The sequence below is a fragment of the Bifidobacterium sp. ESL0690 genome (assembly GCF_029392315.1).
GTDB lineage: Bacteria > Actinomycetota > Actinomycetes > Actinomycetales > Bifidobacteriaceae > Bifidobacterium.
Genome location: NZ_CP113939.1, coordinates 363,437 through 387,516 on the forward strand (window position 1 = coordinate 363,437; position 24,080 = coordinate 387,516).

Below are 24,080 nucleotides of genomic sequence, written 5' to 3' on the forward strand. Positions count from 1 at the left end.
GCGATGAATGATTCGACAGCATCAGCTCGAGCCGCATTTTCGGGATCAGCCGATAATGGTGTGCCATTTGAAGATGGCGCCATTGTTTCTCGCGCAATTTTGGACGAGGCGCTCTCGGCCGATGGAACTGTGAGCGCAGATGCTGCAAACGCGGATACCCCGAACGCTTATAAAATCAAGCTTTGCGGGCTGAAACGCGAGCAGGACATGGACGCGGCGCTCGCGGCCGGTAGCGATGCCGTCGGATTCATCATTGACTTCCCTAAATCCCATCGTTCGATTTCTCCGGAACGTGTGGTCGAACTGGTCAAATATATGAAGGCTCAGGCCATCGAAACCGGCGTAAAACCACCGGCTGCGGTAGGGGTGTTCGTCGACCAACCGGCTGAGCGCGTGGCGGAAATCGCGAGCGATGCCGGCCTCGATGTGGTTCAGCTTCACGGCCACGAAGACGAGGATTATCTTGCCGGACTGCGTGAGCTGGTAAGCGTGCCAATCATGCAGGCGTTCAAGGTGCGTGAGGCGATGGATGTTGCCCAAGCCGTCGCATCATCGGCCGACATGGTGCTGCTTGACGCGGGCGCGGGCGATGGCAAGACCTTTGACTGGTCATTGGTTCGTGATGTTGCTCGCCCGTTCATGCTGGCCGGTGGCCTCACTCCAGAGAATGTGGCCGAAGCCATCCTTGCCACGCACCCGTTCGGTGTCGATATGAGTTCGGGTGTCGAAACGGACCGTCTCAAGGATCCAAGCAAGATGTTCGCCGCCGTCAAAGCGGTACGGAACGTTTCTAGTAATCCGGAAGTGGGTGATGCCGATGATACTTGACTCGACCACAAGGCTTACAGGTTAGATGTTTCGAATAGTACGGAAACCCGCGGTACCGATGATATGTAATACGATAACAAGGTTTACAGGATAGACGCTTCGATACCTCAGCCGCCAAATCCGGTTAGTATCAACGCTATCAACGACGTAATCAAATAATCCAAAAACCAACTGTATATATTAAGGAGCAATCTCATGACCAATTCGCCCAATTCAAAGGGGCGCTTCGGCATCCACGGGGGCCAGTACATCCCCGAGACGCTGATGGGCGCCGTCAACGAGCTGGAGGAGGCCTACAATCATTACAAAAATGATCCCGACTTCCTCGCCGAACTCGACGACCTCGAGAAAAAGTACGCCGGCCGTCCGTCGCTGTTGTATTACGCAGAGAACATGACTAAGGACCTCGGCGGCGCGAAGGTGTATCTGAAGCGCGAGGATCTGAACCATACCGGCGCGCATAAGATTAACAATGCGCTGGGCCAGGCGTTGCTCGCCAAGCATATGGGCAAGACCCGTCTGATTGCTGAAACCGGCGCGGGCCAGCACGGCGTTGCCACGGCAACCGTCGCGGCGCTTTTCGGCATGGACTGCGTGGTCTACATGGGCCAGAAGGATATGGAACGCCAGGCGCTGAATGTCTACCGCATGCGGCTGCTCGGTGCGGAAGTGCGCGGGGTGACCACCGGCACCGGCACGCTCAAAGACGCGGTGTCCGAGACGTTCCGCGAATGGACGCGTCGCATTTCCGACACCCACTACTGCCTCGGCTCCTGCATGGGCCCGCACCCCTTCCCGACGATGGTGCGCGACTTCCAGTCCGTCATCTCCAAGGAAGCCCGCAAGCAGATTCTTGAGGACGAAGGCAAACTTCCGGCCGCGGTGATCGCGTGCGTCGGCGGCGGTTCCAACGCTATCGGCAGCTTTTACAACTTCATCAACGACAAGGACGTGCAGCTCATCGGCTGCGAGGCGGCCGGCCGCGGCATCGACACCAAGGAGACGGCGGCGACCATGAACACCGGTTCGCTCGGCATCTTCCACGGCATGAAGAGCTACTTCTGCCAGAACGAATACGGTCAGATCGCGCCGGTCTACACGATTTCCGCCGGCCTCGACTACCCGGGCGTCGGCCCCGAGCATGCGGCTCTGAAGGATTCCGGACGCGCCCAATACGTGCCGATTAATGACGAAGAGGCGGTTGACGCTTTCGAATATCTGAGCCGTACCGAGGGCATCATTCCGGCCATCGAAAGCGCGCACGCCGTGGCCTACGCCATGAAACTCGCGCCGACGCTGCCAAAAGACCAAAGTATCATCGTCACCCTTTCCGGGCGTGGCGACAAGGATGTGGCGGCCATGGCCCGCTACCGTGGGGAGGATCTTCATGACTGAGACAACCAAGGCCAACGGTGCAAATGCCGCAACCGATGTGAAGACTATGGTCAACGGAAACAGGCGGAGTGATGAAAACGTTGTGAAAGGATGCAACTGATATGACTGAGACAACACAGGCCCAACAGGGCGCTCGCCGTTCCCGCATTTTGCAAGCGTTCACCGCCCCCGACGGCAGCCGCCGCAAGGCTTTCATCCCGTTCGTCACGGTCGGCGATCCCTCGATCGCGTTGACCGAAAAGCTGGTGCCGGCCATGATCGACGCCGGTGCGGATCTGATCGAGCTGGGCGTTCCCTTCTCCGACCCGACGGCCGAAGGGCCGGTCATTCAGGAAGCCAGCAACCGCGCGCTTTCCGCCGGAACGACGACCGATGACGCCTTCGCGTTGGTCGAGCGTCTGCGCCAAGACCATAAGATCGAGACGCCGATGGTCTTCATGACCTACGCCAACGTGCTCTATTCCTACGGCCTCGAGCGTTTCGCACACCGCGCTGCGGAAGTCGGGCTCGACGGCGTGATTCTGCCGGACGTGCCGCACGAGGAAAAGCCGGAATTCGACGAGCCGTTGGCCGCCGAGGGGCTTGATTTGGTCAGCCTCATCGCGCCGACCTCGCACGAGCGCATCCACAGCATCGCTTCGGACGCGAAGGGCTTCATTTATTGCGTGAGCTCGCTCGGCGTCACCGGCGTGCGCAAGGAAATCACCAGCGATGTGAAGGGGATGGTGCGCGAAGTGCGTTCCGTCACCGACGTGCCGGCCGCCATCGGCTTCGGCATCTCCACCCCCGAGCAGGCCGCCACCATGGCCGCCGATTCGGACGGTGCCATCGTCGGCTCGGCTATCGTGCGTCTCGTCGGCAAATACGGCGAAGACGCGGTGCCGTACGTCACCGATTACGTTCGTTCGCTGGCCGAGGCCGTTCACGGGCTGGACTGAGGATTTCGTAAGTAAGACAGAGTAATTAAGTAAGGTATAGCAATAAGGAATCGCGGGCACATTCGTCGTCAAACGTTGTGCCCGCGATTTGCTGCTAGGAAACTGCATTTAACAATTATCTAGGGTCCGTTTCCCTGCATGAAACTGTGTTTGTGATTGAATCGTTCGTGTGTCCGCATTTTGCCGCTGGTAAACAGCATCTGATTTGTGTTTAAAGTCCGTTTTCCAGCAGTAAAGACAGTTGGTGCTGGTAAACGACATCTAACGAGTGCTTGTAGTCTGTTTCGCAGCAGCAGTACGGGTTGGTGCTGGTAAACTGCATCTAACAGTTGTTTAAAGTCCGTTTTCCAGCACTAAGTTCTTAAGGTTGATGGTCTTTTGCATTTTGGTACATGTTGATGCTGGTAAACAGCATCTAACGAATGTTTGTAGTCTGTTCCCCAGCGGTAAAGACGGTCGGTGCTGGGAAAGTGCATCTTGTGATTGCTGAAAGTCCGTTTTTCGACACTAAAATGTGTCGGACGTAAATCGACGGCAGAATCGTGATTTGATTTTCGTTATTCCTATATATTTCTGCACGATGACATGGGCATGCATAATATGGATGCGGACAATCGAAGTGGGAAGCGGGGAATGATGACTGCTTATATGGATCATAAGGATCTCGCCAACGAGGTCATTGACGAGGCGCGAATCAAGGAAATCACGGACGGCGTGCATCGAGTGCTTGATGACATTGCGCAAGCCGAGACGGCATCCGGCCGTGAATCTGGGTCGGTGAAACTGCTTGCGGCCACTAAAACCCGCGATGTCGGCGAAATCATGGCTGCCATCGACGCCGGCGTACGCATGATCGGCGAGAACCGTCCGCAGGAAATCTCCGCCAAGGCCGAAGGCTTGATTCGCCAGTGCGCGCAGCGCGGCTTTTCGCTCGGTGCCGCTGCGAACGCGCAAAATACCAGTGGTTCCAACGGTTTAGTTGCCGTCGATACTCAGAACGCCAGCGGCTCTCAGAGTTCTGTCACCGAGGCCGCATCAGGTGCAAACGGTTCCACTACTTCTCAATCCTCATCAAATGGCCATATTCCGTTCCATCTCATCGGTCAGCTGCAATCCAACAAAATCGGCAAGGTGCTCCCTTACGTTGACACCATCGAATCCGTCGGCTCGCTTGACGAGGCGCAGAAAATCGCGCGTCGCGCCGTCGCCCGCCACATCGTCGTCGGCGTGCTGATGGAGGTCAACGAATCCGGCGAGGCTTCGAAATCCGGTTGCGAACCCGACGAAGCGGTCGACCTCGCCTATCAGATTGCCGCCATGGAAGGCTTGCAATTGCAGGGTTTGATGACCATCGGCGCCCACGTCGACGATGAAAAGACGATACGCAACGGGTTCGCGCATCTTCGTGGCACCCGCGACACGATTCTCAAGTCCGGCGAGCCCGGAACGGCGCAATGCCGCGAACTTTCGATGGGCATGACCCACGATATGGACTATGCCGTGGCGGAAGGTTCGACCATCGTGCGCGTCGGCACCGCGATTTTCGGAGAGCGTGCGTTTATCTGAACTACTGATATTTCAACGTTTTGGGGGAGACGATGAGAGAACAGGCAAAAATGAAAAGCGGCGTAGGTAAAGTCAAAGGTAGAAATAAAACCGAAGGTCGCGTCATCCGTGTGCGTGCGGTGGTCACCGGCATGGTACAAGGCGTCGGCTACCGCTACTTTGCGGTCAACGAGGCGCGTCGTTGCGGCGTGGCCGGCTGGGTGCGTAATCGGCTCGACGGCTCGGTTGAGGTCGAAGTGCAAGGTGAGCAGAGCCTGGTCGCTTCGTTCGTCGAACGTCTCGGCCATGGCCCGCAATGGGGGCGCGTCGAAAACGTCGCAACGAAGGAAATCCCGCTTTCCGACAACGAGGGCTTCGAATTCCGCGTCCGCCGCGATGCCATTTGAGTTTGTGTCTTTTCCCGCACTAAGTGGGGTTGATGTGCGGGGAAAGTTGTATTTAGCGGCTCAGGTTGCGCTTTTTCCCTCACATGTGCCGGGGTTAGTGCGGGGAAAATCGTATTTAGCTGGTTCGTTGAGGTGTTTCCAGTACAGGTGAGTCCGTCTGGGGATGAGGCACGAGTAAGCGTCCATGGAGCGGCAGTATTCGGGACTATTTCTGGCCTATTTCGGCTTTTGGCCTATGTAAGACGGGGAAGTGGCGTAGGCTGAAGGCATGAGAATCGCACGCTATTCCTATAACGATGTTCCGCACTATGCCTTTGTGCAGACCGACAGCAACGACAAGAAGGATTATCTGGTCGAGCTTGACGGTTATCCCTTCGGCTCCCAGCCAGTGCAGCCCACCGGCGAGCGCCACCTGATCGACGAAGAGGGCATCCGCCTGCTTGCCCCCGTCATCCCGTCCAAGGTTTACGGCCTGGCCAAAAACTACGAGGCCCACGCCGAATATATGCATTCCAAGGGCCAGTCTGCCGCCGAGCATGCCCCGAGCGAGATGGTCATTTTCATGAAGCCATCCACCTCCGTTATCGGTCCTGACGATCCGATTGTCATTCCCGATTTTTCGAACGATATGAACTTCGAACCGGAAGTGGCGGTGGTCATGGGCCGTATCGCCAAGAACGTTTCGGTCGAGAAGGCCATGGATTACGTGCTCGGCTTCACCTGCGTCAACGACGTGACGTTGCGCGACCTGCAGGGCGACGACCCGATGTGGACGCGCGCCAAGGGCTTCGACACTTCCTGCCCGCTCGGCCCGTGGGTCGAGACCGACCTGAACTGGAAAGATGCCAAGATTTCCTTCACGCTGAACGGCGAGGATGTGCCCGCCGCTTCTGGCACCACCGCCGACCTGATTCATTCGATTCCCGAGCAAATCGCCGAAATTTCCAGCTTCGCGACGCTCCTGCCCGGCGACGTCATCATGACCGGAACCCCTAACGCTTCCGGAACGCTGAAGGCGCGCGACGAGGCCATCGTCAACATCGAGGGCATCGGCTCCCTGCGCAACGTCGTGGTCAAGGGCTGAGCTGAGTCGCGGATTTAACCTCGGTTCGGTATCGAAGTTTCATCAATATATAAGGTATAGGTATCCAATAGGCCGGCTAGCGGAACCCAAGTTCCGTTGGCCGGTTTGTTTTACCCAGTTCGCTTTTACCTGATAATAATTGTTGAAAGATACGTATAGCGCCGTCGAAACGACACTTAACAGGTATTTGAATTACAAAACTAGACAATGACCTCTAAAACTTGAGTCGAATGGACTCAAGTTTTGGGAATAGAACTCCTCCGTTTGCGGTTGTAATAAGCAGAGATTGAATAATGCCTTGAATTCCAACGATTCACGCTGGAACAGGGCGAACAAACGGAGGAAAACATGGAACAACAATTTACGACCATGGCTCAGGAAGCCATCGGTGACGCGATTCAAAGCGCGTCGGCTGCGGGCAATCCGCAGGTTGACACTCTGCATCTGATGGATGCGCTGCTGCGTCAGGAAAACAGCGTGGTCACAGGGCTGATCAGCGCCGCGGGCGGGGACCCGAAGGCGATTGGTGCCACCGTGCGCAACGCGTTGGTCGCGCTGCCGAGCGCGAGCGGTTCTTCGACCTCGCAGCCGCAGGCGAGCCGCCAGTTGACGGCCGCATTGGCTCAGGCCGAGAAGGAAATGCAGAAGATGGGCGACGAATACGTCTCCACCGAACATCTGCTCATCGGTATCATTGACGCCGCGCCGAACGAGAGCGCAACGATTCTGAAGAACAACGGCGTGACCGCGGAAGCCTTGCGCAAGGCCGTGCCGAGCGTGCGTGGCGGTGCGAAAGTCACCAGCCCGGACGCCGAAGGCAGCTACAAGGCGCTGGAGAAATACTCCACCGACCTCACGGCGCAGGCGAAGGAAGGCAAGCTCGACCCGGTCATTGGCCGCGATCAGGAGATCCGCCGCGTCATCCAGATTCTTTCCCGCCGTACCAAGAACAACCCTGTTCTGATCGGCGAGCCCGGCGTCGGCAAAACCGCCGTCGTCGAAGGCCTGGCGGAACGTATCGTGGCAGGCGACGTGCCCACGACCTTGCAGAACAAGAAGCTCATCAGCCTTGATTTGGGCTCGATGGTGGCTGGTTCGAAGTACCGTGGCGAATTCGAGGAACGCCTGAAGTCCGTCCTGAACGAAATCAAGAGCGCGAACGGCGAAATCATCACCTTCATCGACGAGATTCATACCATCGTCGGCGCGGGTGCGGCCGAAGGCTCCATGGACGCGGGCAATATGCTGAAGCCCATGCTGGCCCGTGGCGAACTCCGCCTGATTGGCGCGACCACGCTCGACGAATACCGCGAGAACATCGAGAAGGACCCGGCTCTGGAACGTCGTTTCCAGCAGGTCTTCGTCGGCGAGCCGAGCGTTGAAGACACCATCGCGATTCTGCGCGGCCTGAAGCAGCGTTACGAGGCGCACCACAAGGTGACCATCGGCGACGATGCGCTCGTTGCCGCCGCCACGCTTTCCAACCGGTATATCACCGGCCGCCAGCTGCCCGACAAGGCCATCGATTTGGTCGACGAGGCCGCTGCGCACCTGCGTATGGAGTTGGATAGCCAGCCCGAGGAAATCGATGAGCTACAACGTCGCGAAACCCGTCTTGAGATGGAGGAGATGCAGCTGAAGAAGGCTGAGGATCCTGCCAGCAAGGACCGCCTGAAGAAGCTGCAAAGCGACCTGGCGGACACCCGCGAGAAGCTTTCGGGCCTGAAGGCTCGTTGGGACCAGGAAAAGGCCGGCCACAACAAGGTCGGCGACCTGCGCGCCCAGCTCGACGCCAAGAAGGTGCAGGCCGACAAGTACACCCGCGAGGGCGACTTGGAGAAGGCCAGCAAGATTCTGTACGGCGAAGTCCCGGCGATTCAGAAGCAACTGGATCTGGCCGAGCAGGCCGCGGACGAAGAGAATGCGAACGGTCAGGAAACCGAGCCGATGGTTCCCGACCACGTGGACGCCGATTCGGTGGCGGGCATCGTCTCCGAATGGACCGGCATCCCCGTCGGTCGCCTGATGGAAGGCGAAAACGAGAAGCTTCTGCATATGGAAGACTTCTTGGGCAAGCGCGTCATCGGCCAGAAGGAAGCCATTCAGGCGGTTTCAGACGCTGTGCGGCGCTCGCGTGCCGGCATCTCCGACCCGAACCGTCCGACCGGATCGTTCCTCTTCCTGGGCCCGACAGGCGTGGGCAAGACGGAGCTAGCCAAGGCGTTGGCGGACTTCCTCTTCGACGACGAGAAGGCCATGGTGCGTATCGACATGAGCGAGTACATGGAAAAGGGTTCCGTGACCCGCCTGATCGGTGCGGCCCCCGGCTACGTCGGTTACGAAGAGGGCGGTCAGTTGACCGAAGCCGTGCGTCGTCGTCCTTACTCCGTCGTGCTGTTCGACGAGGTTGAGAAGGCGAATCCCGAGATCTTCGACATCCTTCTGCAGGTGCTTGACGACGGTCGATTGACCGATGGCCAGGGCAGGACCGTGGACTTCAAGAACACGATTCTCATCATGACTTCGAACCTCGGTTCGCAGTTCCTGGTGCAGCCTGATCTGGACGCGGAGGCCAAGAAGAAAGCCGTGATGGACGCCGTCCACGCGCACTTCAAGCCGGAATTCCTCAACCGTCTCGACGAGCTGGTCATCTTCCATCCGCTCACCCGCGAGGAATTGGGCGAGATTGTGGACATCCAGGTCAAGCAGGTTGCGTCGCGTCTCACCGACCGCCGCATCACGCTCGACGTCACCAAGGCCGCGAAGGAATGGCTCGCCAACGCCGGTTACGACCCGGCTTACGGCGCCCGTCCGCTGCGTCGCCTGGTGCAGACCGAGGTTGGCGACCAGATGGCGAAGATGTTGCTTTCCGGCAAGGTCCACGACGGTGACACCGTCTTGGTCGACCAGACCGGTGGCGATCACCTCGAGCTGAGCACAATGCCCGAGGATCCGCTGAATGAGGATCACGAGGACAAGTGATTTGACGGTGTGAAGCCGGTTGCGCAACGCGAGTGATAAAAGCGTTTCCCAACGGGTTTCAATAACCGATAGACAGTAATCGTCTGGCAAAGAGCCGGGCTGTCGCAGCAATGCGATGGTTCGGCTCTTTTGTCATTTTGGGATTATTATCGTTACTACGCGTACCGATTTGCAGCAGGGAACATCTTAAGCTTGAAAAGAATCGGTTCAGTGCTGCCATAATTGATTGTATGGAAGTTTCCAAAAATAGAAAATCGCGGAATTCCAACCATTTGATGAGCGTACGATATTTGACTTGTAGCAGTGAACAGTGAAAATGCGTATAGAATTCATTCTGTGCTGTGCTTGGTTCGAAGATAGAGTTTTATGCGAGCCAGTGTTTTTCTTAGGGTGTTTGTAATTGATATGGCTGTGCTGTGCTCGCGGTAAAGATGAGTTTTGCCGTGGACAGGCATTATCCTCAGTCTGCTTCTAATTGATATTGCCGCGCTGCGCTTTTCTGCGTCCGTTGATAATCAGGACAAGCGCCAGAATGGAAAGAATGAATCCGGCGATCACGAGCACGCCGACCCCGCCGAACAACGCGAACGTCAGGCGCGGCTGTGGGCCGAACACGACGAGCAGCGCGAACGCCCAGACCGCGATGATGATGACGGTGATGACGAAAATGCGGGTGAAATGCGCGAGTTTCCTGATACCGGCAATGAGTGTGTTGAACGCGCGGTCGGCAATGGCATGGGCCGTGGCACTGGCATTGGTGCTGATATTGCCGGTTCTGGAAGCTTGAGATGGAGCAGATGAACTCTCGTTTGCTGTAGCGGTTTTCGTTCCGGCGAGGGAGGTTTGAGTTGCTGCTATTGAATTCTGTGATTTTCCAACATCGCGGAGAATCAACAGTTCGACCAGTTCGATGGCCAGTGCCAAGGCGATGATGACATTGACGCCGCCGAAATAGGCGCGCCGCGAGCCTTCTGGGAACTGGTTGCCGGCCACACAAATCGCGAGGCTGTAGATAAAAGCTCCCGTGGCTCCCAGTGAAATCAGCGAATTGACGTCCGGGGTACGACGCCTGAGCGCGTGCCAACCTTCGCGGTGAATCGGAGCGCCGCACCAAAACATCGTCGGTGTGGTCAGAATGGCTTGCAGCCAAGGGTTGACCAGCCAGGTAGACGCAAGGGAGGTGCTGAAACGGCTGATTAGGGAAGGGACGAAAACAATGACGGTGAGCACGATTGCGAGAATCAGCATCCGGGAAATGCGCGAGATTTGAACCTCTGTCTGCCCGGATTCGCTGGTCCTTCCTATTTCATCGGTCTGTGTGACTTTCCCTGTTTGGGTTTGCGGCGTCCGTCTGGTTTGTTCGGCGTCCGCTTTGCTGCCGCCTGCGTTGCGATCTAGAGTTTCGTTTGTTCGTGTTGGCAAATCATCGGAGGGTGAATTGGGATTGCGAAGCCCTTGCAGCGCAGTCTCGACCGACGATTGCGCCGAAGTGGGGGAACGGAAATAGAGGATGATAAGCCATGTGGCCAACGCGGCGGCCACCACCGCCAAACCGCCCATAAATAAGTCGAATCCCACGGTTCCTCCTTGATTACCCTTTTATCATTCCAGCAAGTTGTGCCAATATCTGCATTACCGCATTGATTGACACGAGATATACGCACACATTGAAGGGTTATTGGGCACGGACGGTGTTCCGATTTGTATTTCGTGGGTTTCGAGGGTGCAAAACAGGCATGTTTATTGAGGTGTGAAGCGGAATATTGGGTACCGCAAAGCGCGAATCAGGGAATCGAGATTTTCGGCAAGATTGCTTGCTTGATTTCGTCCATGGCGTCCTGTGTAATAGAACATATGTTCGAAAATCCTGTAGTGGCAATCGTGTTGGTCATCCTCGCAGCGGTGCTGGGGCTGGTGGCCGGCTTCGTGCTGGGCAAATCCAAAGGGCAGGAAACCGCGCGCGACGCCAAAAACTCCGACATTGAAGAAGCGCAGGCCCAGAATGACCAGCTTCGCCGTCAGGTGGGAGAGTTGACCACCCAGTCCGCGCAATACCGTACGCAGTGCGACGGACTCAACCAGCAGCTCGCTTTCGTCAAATCCCAATTGGCACAGGCCCAGCAGGCCGAGCAGTTGCGTGTGCAGAGGCAGCAGGAGCAGGAGCGAGAGGCGGCCGAGCGCAAGCGGCAGGAGCAGGCCAAGGCGATGGCCGAGCAGAGCAAGGTACTTTCGGCGCTTGCTCCCGTGCAGAAGAACCTTGACGCCTTGCAGCAGAAGGTCACTCAGATCGAAGAGGGCCGTAAGCAGGAGATGGGTTCCCTGGGCCAACAGCTCAAGGGGCTGAATGACCAGCAGACCCGTTTGGACAAGGAGACCAGTTCGCTTTCGGCAGCGTTGCGCAACAACAAGGTGCGTGGCGCTTGGGGCGAGGCGCAGTTGCGTAACATCGTGGAGTCGGCAGGGCTTCTGGAACATGTCGATTTCGATACGCAGGTGGTCGTCACCGACCCGGAAGGTCGCGTACAACGGCCGGATATGGTGGTTTATCTGCCAGGTGGCAAGACCATTCCCATCGATGCCAAGGCCCCGTACTCCGATTACCAGCGTGCCTGTGAGATTCCCGATACCGCATCCGAGGACGAACTCAAGCGCCGTGACCAGCTGCTTCAAGCTCATGCCAAAGCGTTGCGTGAGCACGTCAAGACCTTAGGCGATAAGGCCTATTGGAACGCTTTCGATACCACTCCCGATTTCGTTATCGCCTTCATTCCTAATGACGCCTTGCTCGAGGCTGCGCTGAAGGTCGACCCGACATTGATGGATGACGCCTTTGCGCGTAAGGTCGCGTTGACTTCACCGGTCACGTTGTGGGCCGTGTTGAAATCGGTCGCCTTCGCATGGCAGCAGCAGAGCCTCACCGACGATGCCAAAATGCTCTTCGACCTTTCGCGCGAACTTTACGAGCGCTTTGCGGTTCTGGGTGACAAGGCCAACAAACTTGGCCATTCCATCACCCGCACGGTTTCGGCCTATAACGCCTTCGCTGCGTCATTGGAATCACGTGTGTTGGTCACCGCGCGTAAAATGCAGAAGATTGATTCGAGCAAGGTCATCGATCCGGTCGAGATGGTCGATTCCGACAAGACTGACGTACATGAGCTGACCGCACCCGAGCTGAATCTTGATTCGGAGGAGAAGGAATGAGCGAGGCGATCGACGAGGTTGAGATAAAAGCCGGCAGCGAGGACGAAAGCAAGAGACAAGGCAAAAGCCAATTGCAGACGCTTTTGCAAGCAGCGGTAGAGAAGAAACCGTTCAGTGAGCTGTTTGACGTGAGCCTTGACCATCGCGGTGCGGAGCTGATTGGCGATGCCTTGCTTGACGCGCTCGAGAAGCGTGGCTTTGCGCTTAATGATTTCGATGCCGTAGGGGCGTTGACCGCCGCCGCCGTGCCGATGGTGACAGCTGTGATGCATGCCGCCCATGCCCGCGGCTATGAACTTGATGGTTTCGTGATGGATTTCGTTTACCCGTCGATCAAAGGCCCGTCGATTTCCGGCAAGCGTGTGGTGTTGCTAGACTCCTGGCTTTCTGAAAAGTCGTATGTACAGACTTCGTCGCTGGTCACCTTGCGCAATGGCAATGAGCTGAGCCTTGACTTCAGCGTCGTGGAGCATGAAGGCGCGCAAGTCGTTGCCATCGCTTCACTGATCGGTGGAGTTAGTGGTGACGCAGATTCCAGCAACATCAAGGTCATCAATCCCGTTTCCGACAAGGAACGCAATCTTCCATTCATAATGACTTTTGACGAGGATGAATTGCGCAGTAACGCAGCTACGGCAAAGAAGGCCGACTGATATGCGCGAACCCAATCCCATAACCGCAGCTGCTCAGGCTTCTGGCGAGCCGGTTTTCCGTGAAATAGGCGTCGGCCCGTGGTCGCAGACCCATCCTGATGAACCTCGTCCCGATGACCCGCAATCCCCGAATTTCGACGAACGTTATGACCCGGAATTGCTTGATAGTGGCGATCGTCGCAATGTGCTTGACAGATTCCGTTATTGGTCGGTGGCCGCCATCAAAGCAGATCTCGACAAGCAGGGCCGGCATGACTTCGAAGTGGCCGTCGAGAACTGGACGCACGATTTCAACATCGGTTCGATGGTGCGTACGGCCAACGCCTTCGCCGCCCGCAAGGTACATATCGTCGGTCCGCACAAGTGGAACCGCAAGGGCGCGCTGATGACCGAGCTCTACCAGCACGTCGACCATCACCCCTCCATCGAGGCTCTGGTGGCGAGCTGGAAGAAGGAAATCGCCGAGGAAATCAAGCAGGCCGAAGCCGATGAAGCCAAAGCCGAATTCCGTGTGGACAAAGCTCGTTACCATCGCATCGCCGAAAATGCCAAAGCCTCACGTATCATCGCGCTCGACATCATCCCAGGCGCGGTACCCATGGAAACCTATCGATTCCCGAGCCGCTGCCTGATGCTTTTCGGAGCAGAGGGCCCAGGCCTCTCCCAAAAAGCACTGGAACTGGCTGATGATGTGGTCTACATCTCCCAGTTCGGCTCGGTGCGCTCCATTAATGCCGGCGCCGCCGCCGCGGTCGCGATGCACTGCTGGATTTCCCAACATTTGAATTAGGAATTCAACAAGACTGATTTTTGTGTTAGTTTATATATAATAAAGATAGTTATGTATAGATAACCAATGCGAAAGATACGATGCCACTGTGATTACCATCGAGCATGTCAGTAAGATTATCGGTCAAACAACGGTGTTGAACAACGTGAATTTTGCTGCACTCGATGGCAGGGTCACTGGGTTTCTTGGTCCCAACGGCGCCGGGAAATCGACCACTATACGTGTGGCGATGGGTCTCGCAAAACCGAATTCAGGGCGCGTGACCTTTGATGGGCTATCGATTGCCGAAACGAGTACCCCGATGAATCTTGTCGGTGCGGTGTTGGACGCCAAATCGGCTGATAAGAACCAGACGGCTTACTCGCATCTGCACACGTTGGCGCTGAGCAATGGCATACCTGCTCGTCGTGTCGACGAGGTCCTCGAACTCACCGGTCTTGCAGCTGTCAAGAGCAAGAAGGTGCGCACATTTTCTTTGGGCATGAATCAGAGGCTTTCCATCGCCGCCGCTTTGCTTGGCGATCCGCATAACCTCGTGCTTGATGAGCCCGTCAACGGTCTCGACCCTGAAGGCGTGAAGTGGGTGCGTGATCTGTGCCGGACCTTTGTCGCCCAAGGGCGTGCCGTGTTGCTGAGTTCGCATCTGATGAGTGAGGTCGCGCTCGCGGCTGATGACCTGGTGGTTATCAGTCAGGGTCGTATTCTCGAGCGTTCGACGGTTGATGATTTTGTCGCACGCCACTCGTCTCATTCGATACGTGTGGCGGTAGACGATGTCAACAAGCTTTCAGCCGTGGTCGCTTCCATCCCTGGCATGCGTATGGAAGCAGCCAGTCGTATCCCCTCAGACAGCAGGCAGGGCAGTATCTGGCGGCTTTACGGTGCCGATGAAGCAACGCTGGCTCACGCGTTCACTTCAGCCCAGCTTACGGTCTATGAATTGGCGGAGGAAGCGGTTTCCTTGGAAGACGCCTATTTGGCGTTGACCCATGGGCAAGGACAATACACTCCTCAGCCGGTGGCCCAGCCCGTTGCCGTCCAGTCTCCTGTCAATGCGTTTCCGGTTAATCAGCCTGTGGTTAATCAGCCTTCCGTCAACCAGCCTCCCGTCAATCAGCCCGTGGTTAATCGTCCTTCGGCCAATCTCCCGACTGCGACCTCTCAGACTGTAACAACTCCGCAACCCTTGGGCGGCTTCGTTTCCGCCGGCCAGCCAGCCCCGCAGCTTTCAAACCGGTTTGCAACAACCAATCAGATTACTGTGCCGCAAATGTCGTTGCCGAGCCGTCCGTCGAATCCGGTCCAGGCCGCTGTGCCTGGTTCGCTGCAGTCCATGCACGTGAGTTTTGGCAGATCCGTCTCGTCGCAGATGGTGAAGCTTGCAGGCCTCAAATCCACTTGGTGGTTGATGGGCCTCATCGTTGTCTTTATGGTGCTTTTCGCATTACTGCCTGACATGGGCTACGACACGACGCTCAGCTTAAGCTTGTATGCCACATGGTTCCATGTGGCCGGTGAGATAGGCCCTCTGTCTCTTCTGGCCGGGTTCTTCGGGGTCGTTGTGATCACAGGAGAATATTCCTCATCCACCATTGACGCTTCTTTGATGGCGATTCCCAAGCGCCCCATGTTCATCGGAGCCAAGGCCTTATCGGCTTGCGTCTACGTCTCGATTGCGACGTTTATCGGATGCGCGCTCGCTTTCCCTGCGGCTTGGATGCGTGGTGCGTTGTTGCTCGCGTCATACGGTAATATCGATGTGTTGCCCGGTAGCCTGCTAATGGCTTTGCTTGTGTTGATCGGTGGTCCGGTGATGATGTCGTGTGTGACGCTTATTGGCATCGGGATAGGTTGTATCGCACGGTCTTCGGTAGGCGGTTCCGCCAGTGAATTGCTGTTGCTCACAGTGCCGTCATTGTTCCTTACTTTCAACGACGATACCAATCATATGTATGTAAACTATACGCCTTTGAACGCAGTGACTAATTTCCTTCGCGGGCCTCGTATGCTGATGTCAAACGGCAAAGGCGAACTCATTCCACAGATATGCAGGATACTGGACGTTTTCCACGGTGAGGGAACAAGGCCGGAAGAGGTAATCGGCTCTTTTTGGGGCAATGGTTTCGCCGTCGTTCTCTGGGCGGTTCTGTTTTTCGGATTGGGCATGCTTGTGGCGACCAAACGCGATGTGAAGTAGCGCAAAATTACTGGCTTCGTTTCATGGCATAAGTAATGTCTTGGAACGAAGTCATTTTTCCAGATATCGTCTGAAATTTTTTTGCCGATTCTTGGTACAGGGCGTTCCTGTCGCTGGCTTCCAGCAATGGTCGCCGGAATGCCGATTTATTTGTCATCGGAATCGACTTTTAGGAATGAATTCCGTTATCTGAACGTCACAGACGACTCATATAGTTAAGGTTATGCCTACTTTCACAAGAGAAACAGTCGAGCATCTGGGTCATCTCGCCCAGATCGCGCTCACCGACGAGGAAGCGACCCGCATGCAAGGCGAGTTGAATGTCATCGCCGATTCCATCAACAAGGTGCAGGAAGTCGCGTCCGACGACGTCGAACCCACTGCCAACCCGGTCCCGCTTGAGGCGTATTTGCGCCCCGATGTCCCCGAAAAGCCGCTGACCCGCGAGGAAGCGCTTTCCGGTGCCCCCGCCACGGAAGACGGCATGTTCGTGGCACCGCGAATCCTTGGAGGTGACGAGTGATGAGTGCAGCAAACGAAAACGAACTGGTCAAGCTGACCGCCGCGCAGATGGCGGAGAAGATTCGCAACAAGGAAGTCTCCAGCCGCGAGCTGGTCGACGCCGAACTTAACGTCATCGACGCCGCCGAACCGGAGCTGCACGCTTTCCTTCACGTTTCCGCCGACGAGGCTCGCGCCCAGGCCGACGAATTCGACAAGAAGAACGCCGCGGGCGAGACTGAAGGCCTGCCGGAACTTGCCGGTGTGCCGATCGCCATCAAGGACATGATCGTCACCAAGGGCATCCCCACGACTGCCGCTTCGAAGATTCTCGAGGGCTGGGTTCCACCCTACGACGCCACGGTCATCAAGAAGCTCAAGGCCGCCGGCATGCCGTTGCTCGGCAAGACCAACCTCGATGAGTTCGCACAGGGTTCCTCCACGGAGCATTCCGCGTACGGTCCGACCCACAATCCTTGGGACACCGAGCGCGTTCCCGGTGGTTCCGGCGGTGGTTCTGCTTCCGCGGTCGCCGCGTTCGAAGCCCCGCTTGCTCTCGGTACCGATACCGGTGGCTCGATTCGTCAGCCCGGTTCGCTGACCGGTACGGTCGGTGTCAAGCCGACGTATGGCGGCGTCTCCCGTTTCGGCGCGATCGCCATGGCGAGCTCGCTCGACCAGATCGGCCCCGTCTCCCGCAACGTGCTTGATTCCGCGCTGCTGCAGGAAGTCATCGGCGGCCACGACGTGCGTGATTCCACGTCCATCCCGATGGATGTGCCTCCGATTGCCAAGGCTGCGCGTGAAGGTTACAAGCGCGACCTCAAGGGCGTGCGCGTCGGTCTGGTCAAGCAACTGAGCGGCGACGGCTATCAGCCCGGCGTCGAGGCTCGCTTCAACGAAGCGGTCAAGCTCTTGCAGGACATGGGCGCCGAAGTAGTCGAGGTCGATTGCCCCCACTTTGATTACGCGCTCGCGGCCTACTACATCATCATGCCCTCCGAGGTCAGCTCCAACCTGGCCCGTTACGATGGTATGCGTTACGGCCTGCGCGTCATGCCGCCCGAAGGCGTGCCGCAGACCGCCGCCAACATGATGGCCTACACCCGCGAAGCCGGTTTCGGCGACGAGGTCAAGCGCCGTATCATCCTCGGCATCTATGCGCTTTCCGCCGGTTACTACGATGCGTGGTACGGCTCGGCGCAGAAGGTTCGCACGCTGATTATCGACGACTTCAACAAGGCGTTCGAGAAGGCCGACGTGCTGGTCGCCCCGACCTCTCCAACCACCGCGTTCAAGTTCGGCGAGAAGATGAACGACCCGCTGACCATGTATATGAGCGATGTCGCCACGATTCCGGCGAACATGGCCGGAACCCCCGCGATGAGCATTCCCGCCGGACTTTCGGACGACGGCCTGCCGGTCGGCTTCCAGTTCATGGCCCCGCAGAAGCACGACGAGCAGATGTACAAGCCCGCAGCCGCGCTCGAAGCGGCACTCGAGGAACAGTGGGGCGGCCCGATCTGGCAGTCCCTCAAGACCCCGTGGCTCGGGAACGCAAAGTAATCGGACGGCAAGGAGCATAAAATCATGGCTGAAAAATTGATGAAGTATTCCGATGCCGTCAAGGAATTTGACCCGGTATTCGGTCTGGAAACCCACGTCGAGCTGTGCACGCAGACCAAGCTGTTCTGCCCGGCGCACGAAGAGTTCGGCGCGGAACCGAACACGGAGCTGACCCCGGTAAGCCTCGGCCTGCCAGGATCGCTGCCGGTGGTCAACAAGACCGCCGTCGATTTCGCGATCAAGCTGGGTCTGGCGCTGCACTGCCAGATCAACGAGTGGAGCCAGTTCGCTCGCAAGAACTACTTCTACCCGGACATGCCTCGCGACTATCAGATCTCGCAGTTCGACAAGCCGACCAACGGCAACGGCTATCTCGACGTCGAGCTTGATGACGGCACCACCTTCCGCGTGCCGATCGAGCGCGCGCACATCGAGGACGACGCCGGCAAGAACACCCACGTGGGCGGTGCCGACGGCCGTATCGAAGGCGCCGACCATTCGCTGGTCGACTACAACCGCGCTGGCGTCCCGCTCATCGAGATCGTCACCAAGCCTGTAGAGGGCGGCGGCGACCGTGTTCCGGAGATTGCGGATGCCTACATGCGCGCCATCCGTGACATCGTGCGTGCCTTGGGTATCTCCCATGGCCGCATGGAGCAGGGCAACATGCGCGCCGACGTCAACATTTCGTTGCGCAAGAAGGGCGAGACCAAGCTTGGCACCCGCAGCGAGACCAAGAATGTCAACACGTTCCGCGGCATCAAGAAGACCTTGCAGTACGAGATTCGCCGTCAGGCGGCCATCTTGGACGAGGGCGGAGAGATTTTGCAGGAGACCCGTCACTGGGACGAGGCCACGCAGACCACTGCAGGCGGCCGCGTAAAGTCCGACGCGAACGATTACCGTTACTTCCCGGATCCCGACCTCGTGATGCTGCACATCACGCAGGATCACATCGACGAAATCGCCAAGACCATGCCGGAGATGCCGCGCGAGCATCGCGCCCGTCTGCAGTCCGAATGGAAGCTCAGTGACCTCGAGATGCGTGACATCATCAACGCCGACGCACTTGATCTGGTCGAAGAGACCGTCAAGGACGGCGCGAGTGCAGCCGGCGCCCGCAAGTGGTGGCTCGGCGAGATTTCTCGTGTGGCCAACGAGCGCAGCCTTTCGCTCGAAGAACTGCCGATCACCCCGGCCGATGTGGCCGAGGTCGAAAAGCTCGTCGCCGATGGCAAGCTCAACGACAAGCTGGCCAAGCAGACCGTCACCGGCGTGCTTGCCGGCGAAGGTACTCCTGACGAAGTCGTGAAGAAGCACGGCTATCAGGTCGTTTCCGACGACGGTGCGCTCGACAAGGCGATTGACGAGGCCCTCGCCGCCAACCCGGATGTGGCTGAAAAGCTCAAGAGCGGCAACATGAAGCCGATGGGTGCCATCATCGGTGCCGTCATGCGTGCTACCCACGGTCAGGCAGACGCCAAGGCCGTGAGCGCTCTGGTCATCAAGAAAATGAAGAACTGATGTCTTGCTGATGCGCTGAGCCGTTAAGCGAAAAGCCCTGTGGGCTTTTCGTAGGCTCAGTGAGCGCGATGTATCGAGCGCGAAGGCCAAACCGCAGGTTTGGCGTGCGGGTTTGAAACTCGCTGCAATCCGGTGTTATGCAAGATGCTGATGGAAGTTTCCTGCATAACGCCGGATTTTCTTGTTTCGGAAGATAAATGTTTTCGTATTGATATCTGAGTAATGTTTCAGATAAAATTGTTGTAAGGGAGAGGACGATTTTGAAGCTACTTGCGGTATTTACGGCGTCTGGCGAAGAGCGTGATTTTCGGCTTGACGAATCCACGAATCTGAAACGTTTGTCGAAGGAGCTGAAACGTGCCGCCAGATATGGCTGGGTTGTCGACTTTCCCTTTGTCAGTAACGGCCAGATATATGAGTATTCGGCTAATCCGAAAACATGGAGTTTCTGGCTCGTCCATGAGGACGCGAACTACTGAGTTCTGCACTACTATGTCGTGGGGTGGTTTCGCGGCGGTCGATTGGGATTGAACAAGTATTCAGCGAATAGTCAGGCGAACACGATAATCTTATTGAAGATTCCAAGTGCGTTGGAGGAATGAAAGCAAATGTCTGGAAACTCCGAAAACCCCAGTGTAGAGGTTAGTCCGCGTCAGCTGCCCAAGAGTATTGTCATCCCGGAGATTCGTGGCGAAATGGTGCATCTGCGCCCTGCCACTCTTGACGATATCCCGAAACTTGATCAGCTTGAGGTTTATTTCAATGCTTCCGGCGATACCGGCAAAGACAAGCAGTCCGAACGTGCCGTGGTTCAGGCTTGGGTCAAGCGTTCCGTGGCATGGGTCAACGGCATCGCCGCCTCCGACTCGGGAGTAGGTGACCCCGAGGCCCGTCGTACGATGGCCTGGGCTATTTTGACCGATGCCGACCATGACGTTGATGGTAAAGTCGACGCTGGAGCCACCGATAATGTCATCGGCATGATTTTCCTCATCGATATCGACGGCTGGGCCCGTTCTGCGCGTATCCAGGTGATGCTAGGCAAGGATTACCGTGGCCGCGGCTATTCCCGCGACGCCATGCCCCGCGTGATGACTTATGGTTTCGCCACCCCGCCGGTCGGGCTTGGCATGCACCGTATCTGGGTGGCTGTTCCGGAGAAAAGCTCACGTACGCTTTCGGTCTATCAATCGCTTGGTTTCATTAAGTCCGGAACTTCCCGTGATTCGCTTTGGGACGCATCTATCGGAAAGTATCAGGATTTGATAGTTCTGGATACTCTCGCTGACGAATATGATCCGATTCGCTCGCTTGACGCTTTCGGCATGCACGTTATCGAGGGCAATCCCGGCGTTAAAGAAGCCATGGCCGCCCGCGAACATTCCATTGAAATCAAGCAGCACAAGGCCAGGAAAGACAAAACCGATGTGGCTGGTAGCGATGCCAGCTGTGGCGAAACCGGAGGAAACGAATCCGGGCGTGCGACTAGCGGGCAGGCCAATGGTCAAGTCGGCAAGCGTGATGGACAAACCGGCAGCGAAAATTCCGGAAGGCGACCCGCTCGCGATACCGATTCAACGGGCGCTGACAGCACGAATAAAACTCGTTCGGGTGATTCCGCATCGTCCATGGCAGACGGCCAAGGCCACAAACACGATGCCGACGACGATTCCGAAACGTCATGGCCCTATTCCGCGACGCAAAGCAAGAAATCGAAAAAGGCTTGGTGGCGTAATCTTGGACACAACGGCCAGAACAAGGGCAATGCCGACAGCAAGACGGCTTCAACCGATCATTCAGATAAATCAGGGGGTAGCGTTCAGTGAGCGCTGAAGATCTCGACGATTACGAGATGAACGCCGAGCTGGCGCTCTACAAGGAGTACCGCGACGTCATCAAGCTTTTCACCTACGTCGTAGAGACGGAACGGCGATTCTACTTGGCCAACAAGGTCGATTTCAACGTTCGTTCCGCCGGGCAGGATGTCTACTTCGACGTGCAGCTCACCGATGCGTGGGTCTGGGATGTGTACCGTTCCTCGCGGTTTGTCAAGAACGTGAGAATTGTTACGTTTAAGGATGTCAACGTAGAGGAAGTGCAGAAGTCCGACATCGATATTCCTGACTCTTTGGCGTAGGAACAGTTGCAACTGACGGTCTGGGAGGCAGAGGCATACATTGCTCGACACGCTCCGGGCTGAGCCGTTAAGCGGAAAGCCCAGTGGGCTTTTCGTAGGCGAAGTGAGCGCGATGTATCGAGCGCGAAGGCAAAATTTCTAATTTTGCTCAGGCCGTGTCTTACGCCATAACAACGCATATCTCCCTCTCCCGAACCTCAGCCTTAGAATCAGATAGGAGATGACTGGGGCGATGTCAGAGTTCTGAGGGGCACTTTTAAGCGAATATTTCCAGCAAATTTGAAGAATGTTCGTGTATGTTGTGAGGCATTCATTGGTCTGGTTTGCGCTGTCGTGTAGGCTAGGGATGATTTGTGTAATGGGGCGTATCGGCTTCAAAGGTATGTATTTTTCGGGAGGCAGTTGTGGCTGAGGATGCGGATAAAAAGTCTGTAGTGATTATCGGGGGAGGCCCTGCGGGCCTTACCGCGGCTTGGGAGCTGTTGAAGGACGGCGGTGCCAGCAAGTATGACGTAACCGTCTTGGAGGCGACGCGCGAGTTTGGTGGCATCAGCCGCACGGTGAAGCATAATGGCAACCGCATGGATATCGGGGGGCATCGCTTCTTCTCCAAGGATGACCGTGTGATGGACTGGTGGAAGAACATCATGCCGCTGCAGGGTGCGCCTTCCTATGATGACAAGAAGCTCGGCCGTCACCACGACCTCGAGCCCGGCGGTCCTGATCCGGAGAAGACGGATGTCGTGATGCTGAAGCGTCATCGTGTCTCTCGTATTTTCTGGAACCAGCACTTCCTGGACTATCCTATTTCGCTTTCCCCGGGCCTGTTCAAAGCGCTGGGCCTGAAGCTGACGTTGAAGGCCGGGTTCAGCTACCTTTGGTCGATGATTCACAAGCTGCCCGAGGACAACTTGGAGAATTTCTATATCAACCGTTTCGGCCGTCAGCTCTATTCGATGTTCTTCGAGGGCTATACCACGAAGGTGTGGGGCCGTACCCCGTCGCAGATTTCGGCGGATTGGGGCGCTCAGCGCGTACGTGGCTTGAGCGTCATTTCCGTGCTCAAAAACGCCATCCAGAAGATGATGCCGAAGAAGCGGGATTCCAAGGACGTCGAGACTTCGCTGATCGAGGAGTTCTGGTATCCGAAGCTCGGCCCGGGCCAGCTCTGGGAGATTGTCGAGGGCCAGGTTGTCGACAACGGCGGCAAGGTCTTGACGGACGCAAACGTGGTCGAGTTGCGCCAGAAGGACGACGGCAGCATCGCTTCGGTCGTCTATCTGGACGCCGACGGCAAGCGCGTCGAGCTCGGCGGCGATCAGTTCATCTCCTCCATGCCCGTCAAGGATTTGGTCAATGCCATCGACAAGGCCGCGAAAGAGGATGAAACCGGAAAGCCTGCCGATAGCACCGATAAGTCCGCTTCCAAGGAAGTCGCCACGACTTCTGAAGATGTGCCCGCGGATATGAAGCGCATCGCCAACGGCCTGCCGTACCGCGATTTCGTCACCGTTGGCCTTTTGGTCAAGCACCTGAGGCTCAAGAACACGACGGATATGAAGACGCTCGGCAACCCGCCGATCGTTCCGGATTGCTGGATCTACGTGCAGGACCCGGGCTACAAAGTCGGCCGTGTGCAGATCTTCAACAACTGGAGCCCGTACCTCGTCAAGGATGTTGACAATACGGTTTGGGTCGGTCTCGAGTACTTCTGCGAGGAAGGCGACGACTTCTGGAATCTTTCCGACGAGGAAGCCACCGCGTTCGCCATCAAGGAACTGACCCGCATGCGCGTGATCAACGGCCCCGAGGACGTTCTGGATTCGCACCGTGAGCATGTCAAGAAGGCTTATCCCGCCTACTTCGACACTTACGACGAGATGCCGCAGCTCATCGATTATCTTGATTCCTTCGGCAATCTCTATTGTGTTGGGCGCAACGGCCAGCACCGCTACAACAACCAGGACCATTCGATGGCCAGTGCGATGGAAGCCGTCGGCAACATCAAGTCCGGCCGTGCCGACAAGAAGAACGTCTGGTCTGTGAACACCGAAAAGTCTTACCACGAAGAAAAGTAACCGATAATCGGTTTAGGCCTTTATCTCATACATGGCGAACGCTCCACTCGGCGCGTTCGCCTTTTACATTTCCATTGTTGCGTCTTGGAATGTGTTTTATACATCTTGCTGCTGGTAAACCGCATCTGCTGCCCAGCCACGTGCGGTTTTCCAGCATCAAAACATGTTATTGCCGAGAAACGGACTTTAGTGGCCAGTTATATGCAGTTCACCAGCAGCAAGAGTCTGACAAACGCGGGTGGAACTCCGAT

18 protein-coding genes are annotated in these 24,080 nt (G+C 56.8%); 17 read left to right on the top strand and 1 reads right to left on the bottom strand.

The genetic code is table 11. From position 1 onward, the window contains the following. Positions 1-3: 3 nt before the first annotated feature. From OZX62_RS01315 to clpB, 7 genes are all read left to right on the top strand, one after another. Positions 4-828 carry a phosphoribosylanthranilate isomerase gene (locus OZX62_RS01315; protein ID WP_277176254.1) on the top strand — a complete coding sequence of 275 codons (825 nt, stop codon included), beginning with the start codon at positions 4-6 and terminating at the stop codon, positions 826-828. A gap of 195 nt (positions 829-1,023) precedes the next feature. Then, on the top strand, positions 1,024-2,223 hold the full coding sequence (gene trpB / locus OZX62_RS01320) for a tryptophan synthase subunit beta (protein WP_277176255.1): 1,200 nt from the start codon (positions 1,024-1,026) through the stop codon (positions 2,221-2,223). 101 nt (positions 2,224-2,324) lie between these two features. Next, positions 2,325-3,161 (top strand): tryptophan synthase subunit alpha, encoded by an 837-nt coding sequence (gene trpA, locus OZX62_RS01325; RefSeq protein ID WP_277176256.1) that lies wholly within the window; start codon positions 2,325-2,327, stop codon positions 3,159-3,161. A 636-nt stretch (positions 3,162-3,797) separates the two neighbouring features. Further along, on the top strand, positions 3,798-4,727 hold the full coding sequence (locus OZX62_RS01330; RefSeq protein WP_277176986.1) for a YggS family pyridoxal phosphate-dependent enzyme: 930 nt from the start codon (positions 3,798-3,800) through the stop codon (positions 4,725-4,727). Between the two features lie 50 nt (positions 4,728-4,777). Beyond that, positions 4,778-5,113: an acylphosphatase gene (locus OZX62_RS01335; RefSeq protein ID WP_277176987.1), complete on the top strand. Its 336-nt coding sequence runs from the start codon at positions 4,778-4,780 to the stop codon at positions 5,111-5,113. A gap of 268 nt (positions 5,114-5,381) precedes the next feature. Further along, complete coding sequence (locus tag OZX62_RS01340; RefSeq protein WP_277176257.1) at positions 5,382-6,197, top strand: fumarylacetoacetate hydrolase family protein; 816 nt, start codon at positions 5,382-5,384, stop codon at positions 6,195-6,197. 348 nt (positions 6,198-6,545) lie between these two features. Next, the gene (gene clpB, locus OZX62_RS01345; protein ID WP_277176258.1) at positions 6,546-9,179 is read left to right on the top strand and encodes an ATP-dependent chaperone ClpB; all 2,634 of its coding nucleotides are present in this window, start codon (positions 6,546-6,548) and stop codon (positions 9,177-9,179) included. A 471-nt stretch (positions 9,180-9,650) separates the two neighbouring features. Here clpB and OZX62_RS01350 read toward each other — a convergent pair whose 3' ends face one another. Next, complete coding sequence (locus tag OZX62_RS01350) at positions 9,651-10,757, bottom strand: hypothetical protein (protein WP_277176259.1); 1,107 nt, start codon at positions 10,755-10,757, stop codon at positions 9,651-9,653. A 276-nt stretch (positions 10,758-11,033) separates the two neighbouring features. Here OZX62_RS01350 and rmuC point away from each other — a divergent pair, with 276 nt between their 5' ends. The 10 genes from rmuC to OZX62_RS01400 all read left to right on the top strand — a co-directional run bounded on the left by rmuC (position 11,034) and on the right by OZX62_RS01400 (position 23,829). Next, on the top strand, positions 11,034-12,383 hold the full coding sequence (rmuC, locus tag OZX62_RS01355; RefSeq protein ID WP_277176260.1) for a DNA recombination protein RmuC: 1,350 nt from the start codon (positions 11,034-11,036) through the stop codon (positions 12,381-12,383). Next, positions 12,380-13,036: an orotate phosphoribosyltransferase gene (locus tag OZX62_RS01360; protein ID WP_277176261.1), complete on the top strand. Its 657-nt coding sequence runs from the start codon at positions 12,380-12,382 to the stop codon at positions 13,034-13,036. The genes rmuC and OZX62_RS01360 overlap by 4 nt, the downstream gene beginning before the upstream one ends. 1 nt (position 13,037) lies before the next feature. Further along, entirely contained in the window at positions 13,038-13,826 is a 789-nt protein-coding gene (locus OZX62_RS01365; RefSeq protein ID WP_277176262.1) for a TrmH family RNA methyltransferase, read from the top strand. Between the two features lie 145 nt (positions 13,827-13,971). Then, positions 13,972-16,023, top strand: a complete 2,052-nt coding sequence (locus OZX62_RS01370; RefSeq protein ID WP_277176263.1) for an ATP-binding cassette domain-containing protein — start codon at positions 13,972-13,974, stop codon at positions 16,021-16,023. A 223-nt stretch (positions 16,024-16,246) separates the two neighbouring features. Then, positions 16,247-16,546 carry an Asp-tRNA(Asn)/Glu-tRNA(Gln) amidotransferase subunit GatC gene (gene gatC, locus OZX62_RS01375; RefSeq protein WP_277143481.1) on the top strand — a complete coding sequence of 100 codons (300 nt, stop codon included), beginning with the start codon at positions 16,247-16,249 and terminating at the stop codon, positions 16,544-16,546. Then, positions 16,546-18,090, top strand: coding sequence for an Asp-tRNA(Asn)/Glu-tRNA(Gln) amidotransferase subunit GatA (gene gatA / locus OZX62_RS01380; RefSeq protein ID WP_277176264.1), 1,545 nt, complete (start codon positions 16,546-16,548; stop codon positions 18,088-18,090). The genes gatC and gatA overlap by 1 nt, the downstream gene beginning before the upstream one ends. 24 nt (positions 18,091-18,114) lie before the next feature. Further along, on the top strand, positions 18,115-19,614 hold the full coding sequence (gene gatB / locus OZX62_RS01385) for an Asp-tRNA(Asn)/Glu-tRNA(Gln) amidotransferase subunit GatB (RefSeq protein WP_277176265.1): 1,500 nt from the start codon (positions 18,115-18,117) through the stop codon (positions 19,612-19,614). Positions 19,615-20,222: 608 nt separating this feature from the next. Next, a complete protein-coding gene (locus OZX62_RS01390) occupies positions 20,223-21,440 on the top strand; it encodes a GNAT family N-acetyltransferase (RefSeq protein WP_277176266.1) in 1,218 nt (405 codons plus the stop codon). Beyond that, positions 21,437-21,751 carry a DUF2469 domain-containing protein gene (locus OZX62_RS01395; protein ID WP_277143495.1) on the top strand — a complete coding sequence of 105 codons (315 nt, stop codon included), beginning with the start codon at positions 21,437-21,439 and terminating at the stop codon, positions 21,749-21,751. Before OZX62_RS01390 ends, OZX62_RS01395 begins: the two co-directional genes overlap by 4 nt. 404 nt (positions 21,752-22,155) lie before the next feature. Next, the gene (locus tag OZX62_RS01400) at positions 22,156-23,829 is read left to right on the top strand and encodes an NAD(P)/FAD-dependent oxidoreductase (protein ID WP_277176268.1); all 1,674 of its coding nucleotides are present in this window, start codon (positions 22,156-22,158) and stop codon (positions 23,827-23,829) included. The last annotated feature ends 251 nt before the right edge of the window (positions 23,830-24,080 follow it).

Excerpts from the sequence above, each read along its gene's own strand:
- gatA (WP_277176264.1), top strand. The coding sequence starts at position 16,546 with ATGAGTGCAGCAAACGAAAACGAACTGGTCAAGCTGACCGCCGCGCAG.
- gatC (WP_277143481.1), top strand. The coding sequence starts at position 16,247 with ATGCCTACTTTCACAAGAGAAACAGTCGAGCATCTGGGTCATCTCGCC.
- clpB (WP_277176258.1), top strand. The coding sequence starts at position 6,546 with ATGGAACAACAATTTACGACCATGGCTCAGGAAGCCATCGGTGACGCG.
- trpA (WP_277176256.1), top strand. The coding sequence starts at position 2,325 with ATGACTGAGACAACACAGGCCCAACAGGGCGCTCGCCGTTCCCGCATT.
- gatB (WP_277176265.1), top strand. The coding sequence starts at position 18,115 with ATGGCTGAAAAATTGATGAAGTATTCCGATGCCGTCAAGGAATTTGAC.
- OZX62_RS01390 (WP_277176266.1), top strand. The coding sequence starts at position 20,223 with ATGTCTGGAAACTCCGAAAACCCCAGTGTAGAGGTTAGTCCGCGTCAG.
- OZX62_RS01340 (WP_277176257.1), top strand. The coding sequence starts at position 5,382 with ATGAGAATCGCACGCTATTCCTATAACGATGTTCCGCACTATGCCTTT.
- OZX62_RS01330 (WP_277176986.1), top strand. The coding sequence starts at position 3,798 with ATGACTGCTTATATGGATCATAAGGATCTCGCCAACGAGGTCATTGAC.
- trpB (WP_277176255.1), top strand. The coding sequence starts at position 1,024 with ATGACCAATTCGCCCAATTCAAAGGGGCGCTTCGGCATCCACGGGGGC.
- OZX62_RS01335 (WP_277176987.1), top strand. The coding sequence starts at position 4,778 with ATGAAAAGCGGCGTAGGTAAAGTCAAAGGTAGAAATAAAACCGAAGGT.
- OZX62_RS01360 (WP_277176261.1), top strand. The coding sequence starts at position 12,380 with ATGAGCGAGGCGATCGACGAGGTTGAGATAAAAGCCGGCAGCGAGGAC.
- OZX62_RS01365 (WP_277176262.1), top strand. The coding sequence starts at position 13,038 with ATGCGCGAACCCAATCCCATAACCGCAGCTGCTCAGGCTTCTGGCGAG.
- rmuC (WP_277176260.1), top strand. The coding sequence starts at position 11,034 with ATGTTCGAAAATCCTGTAGTGGCAATCGTGTTGGTCATCCTCGCAGCG.
- OZX62_RS01315 (WP_277176254.1), top strand. The coding sequence starts at position 4 with ATGAATGATTCGACAGCATCAGCTCGAGCCGCATTTTCGGGATCAGCC.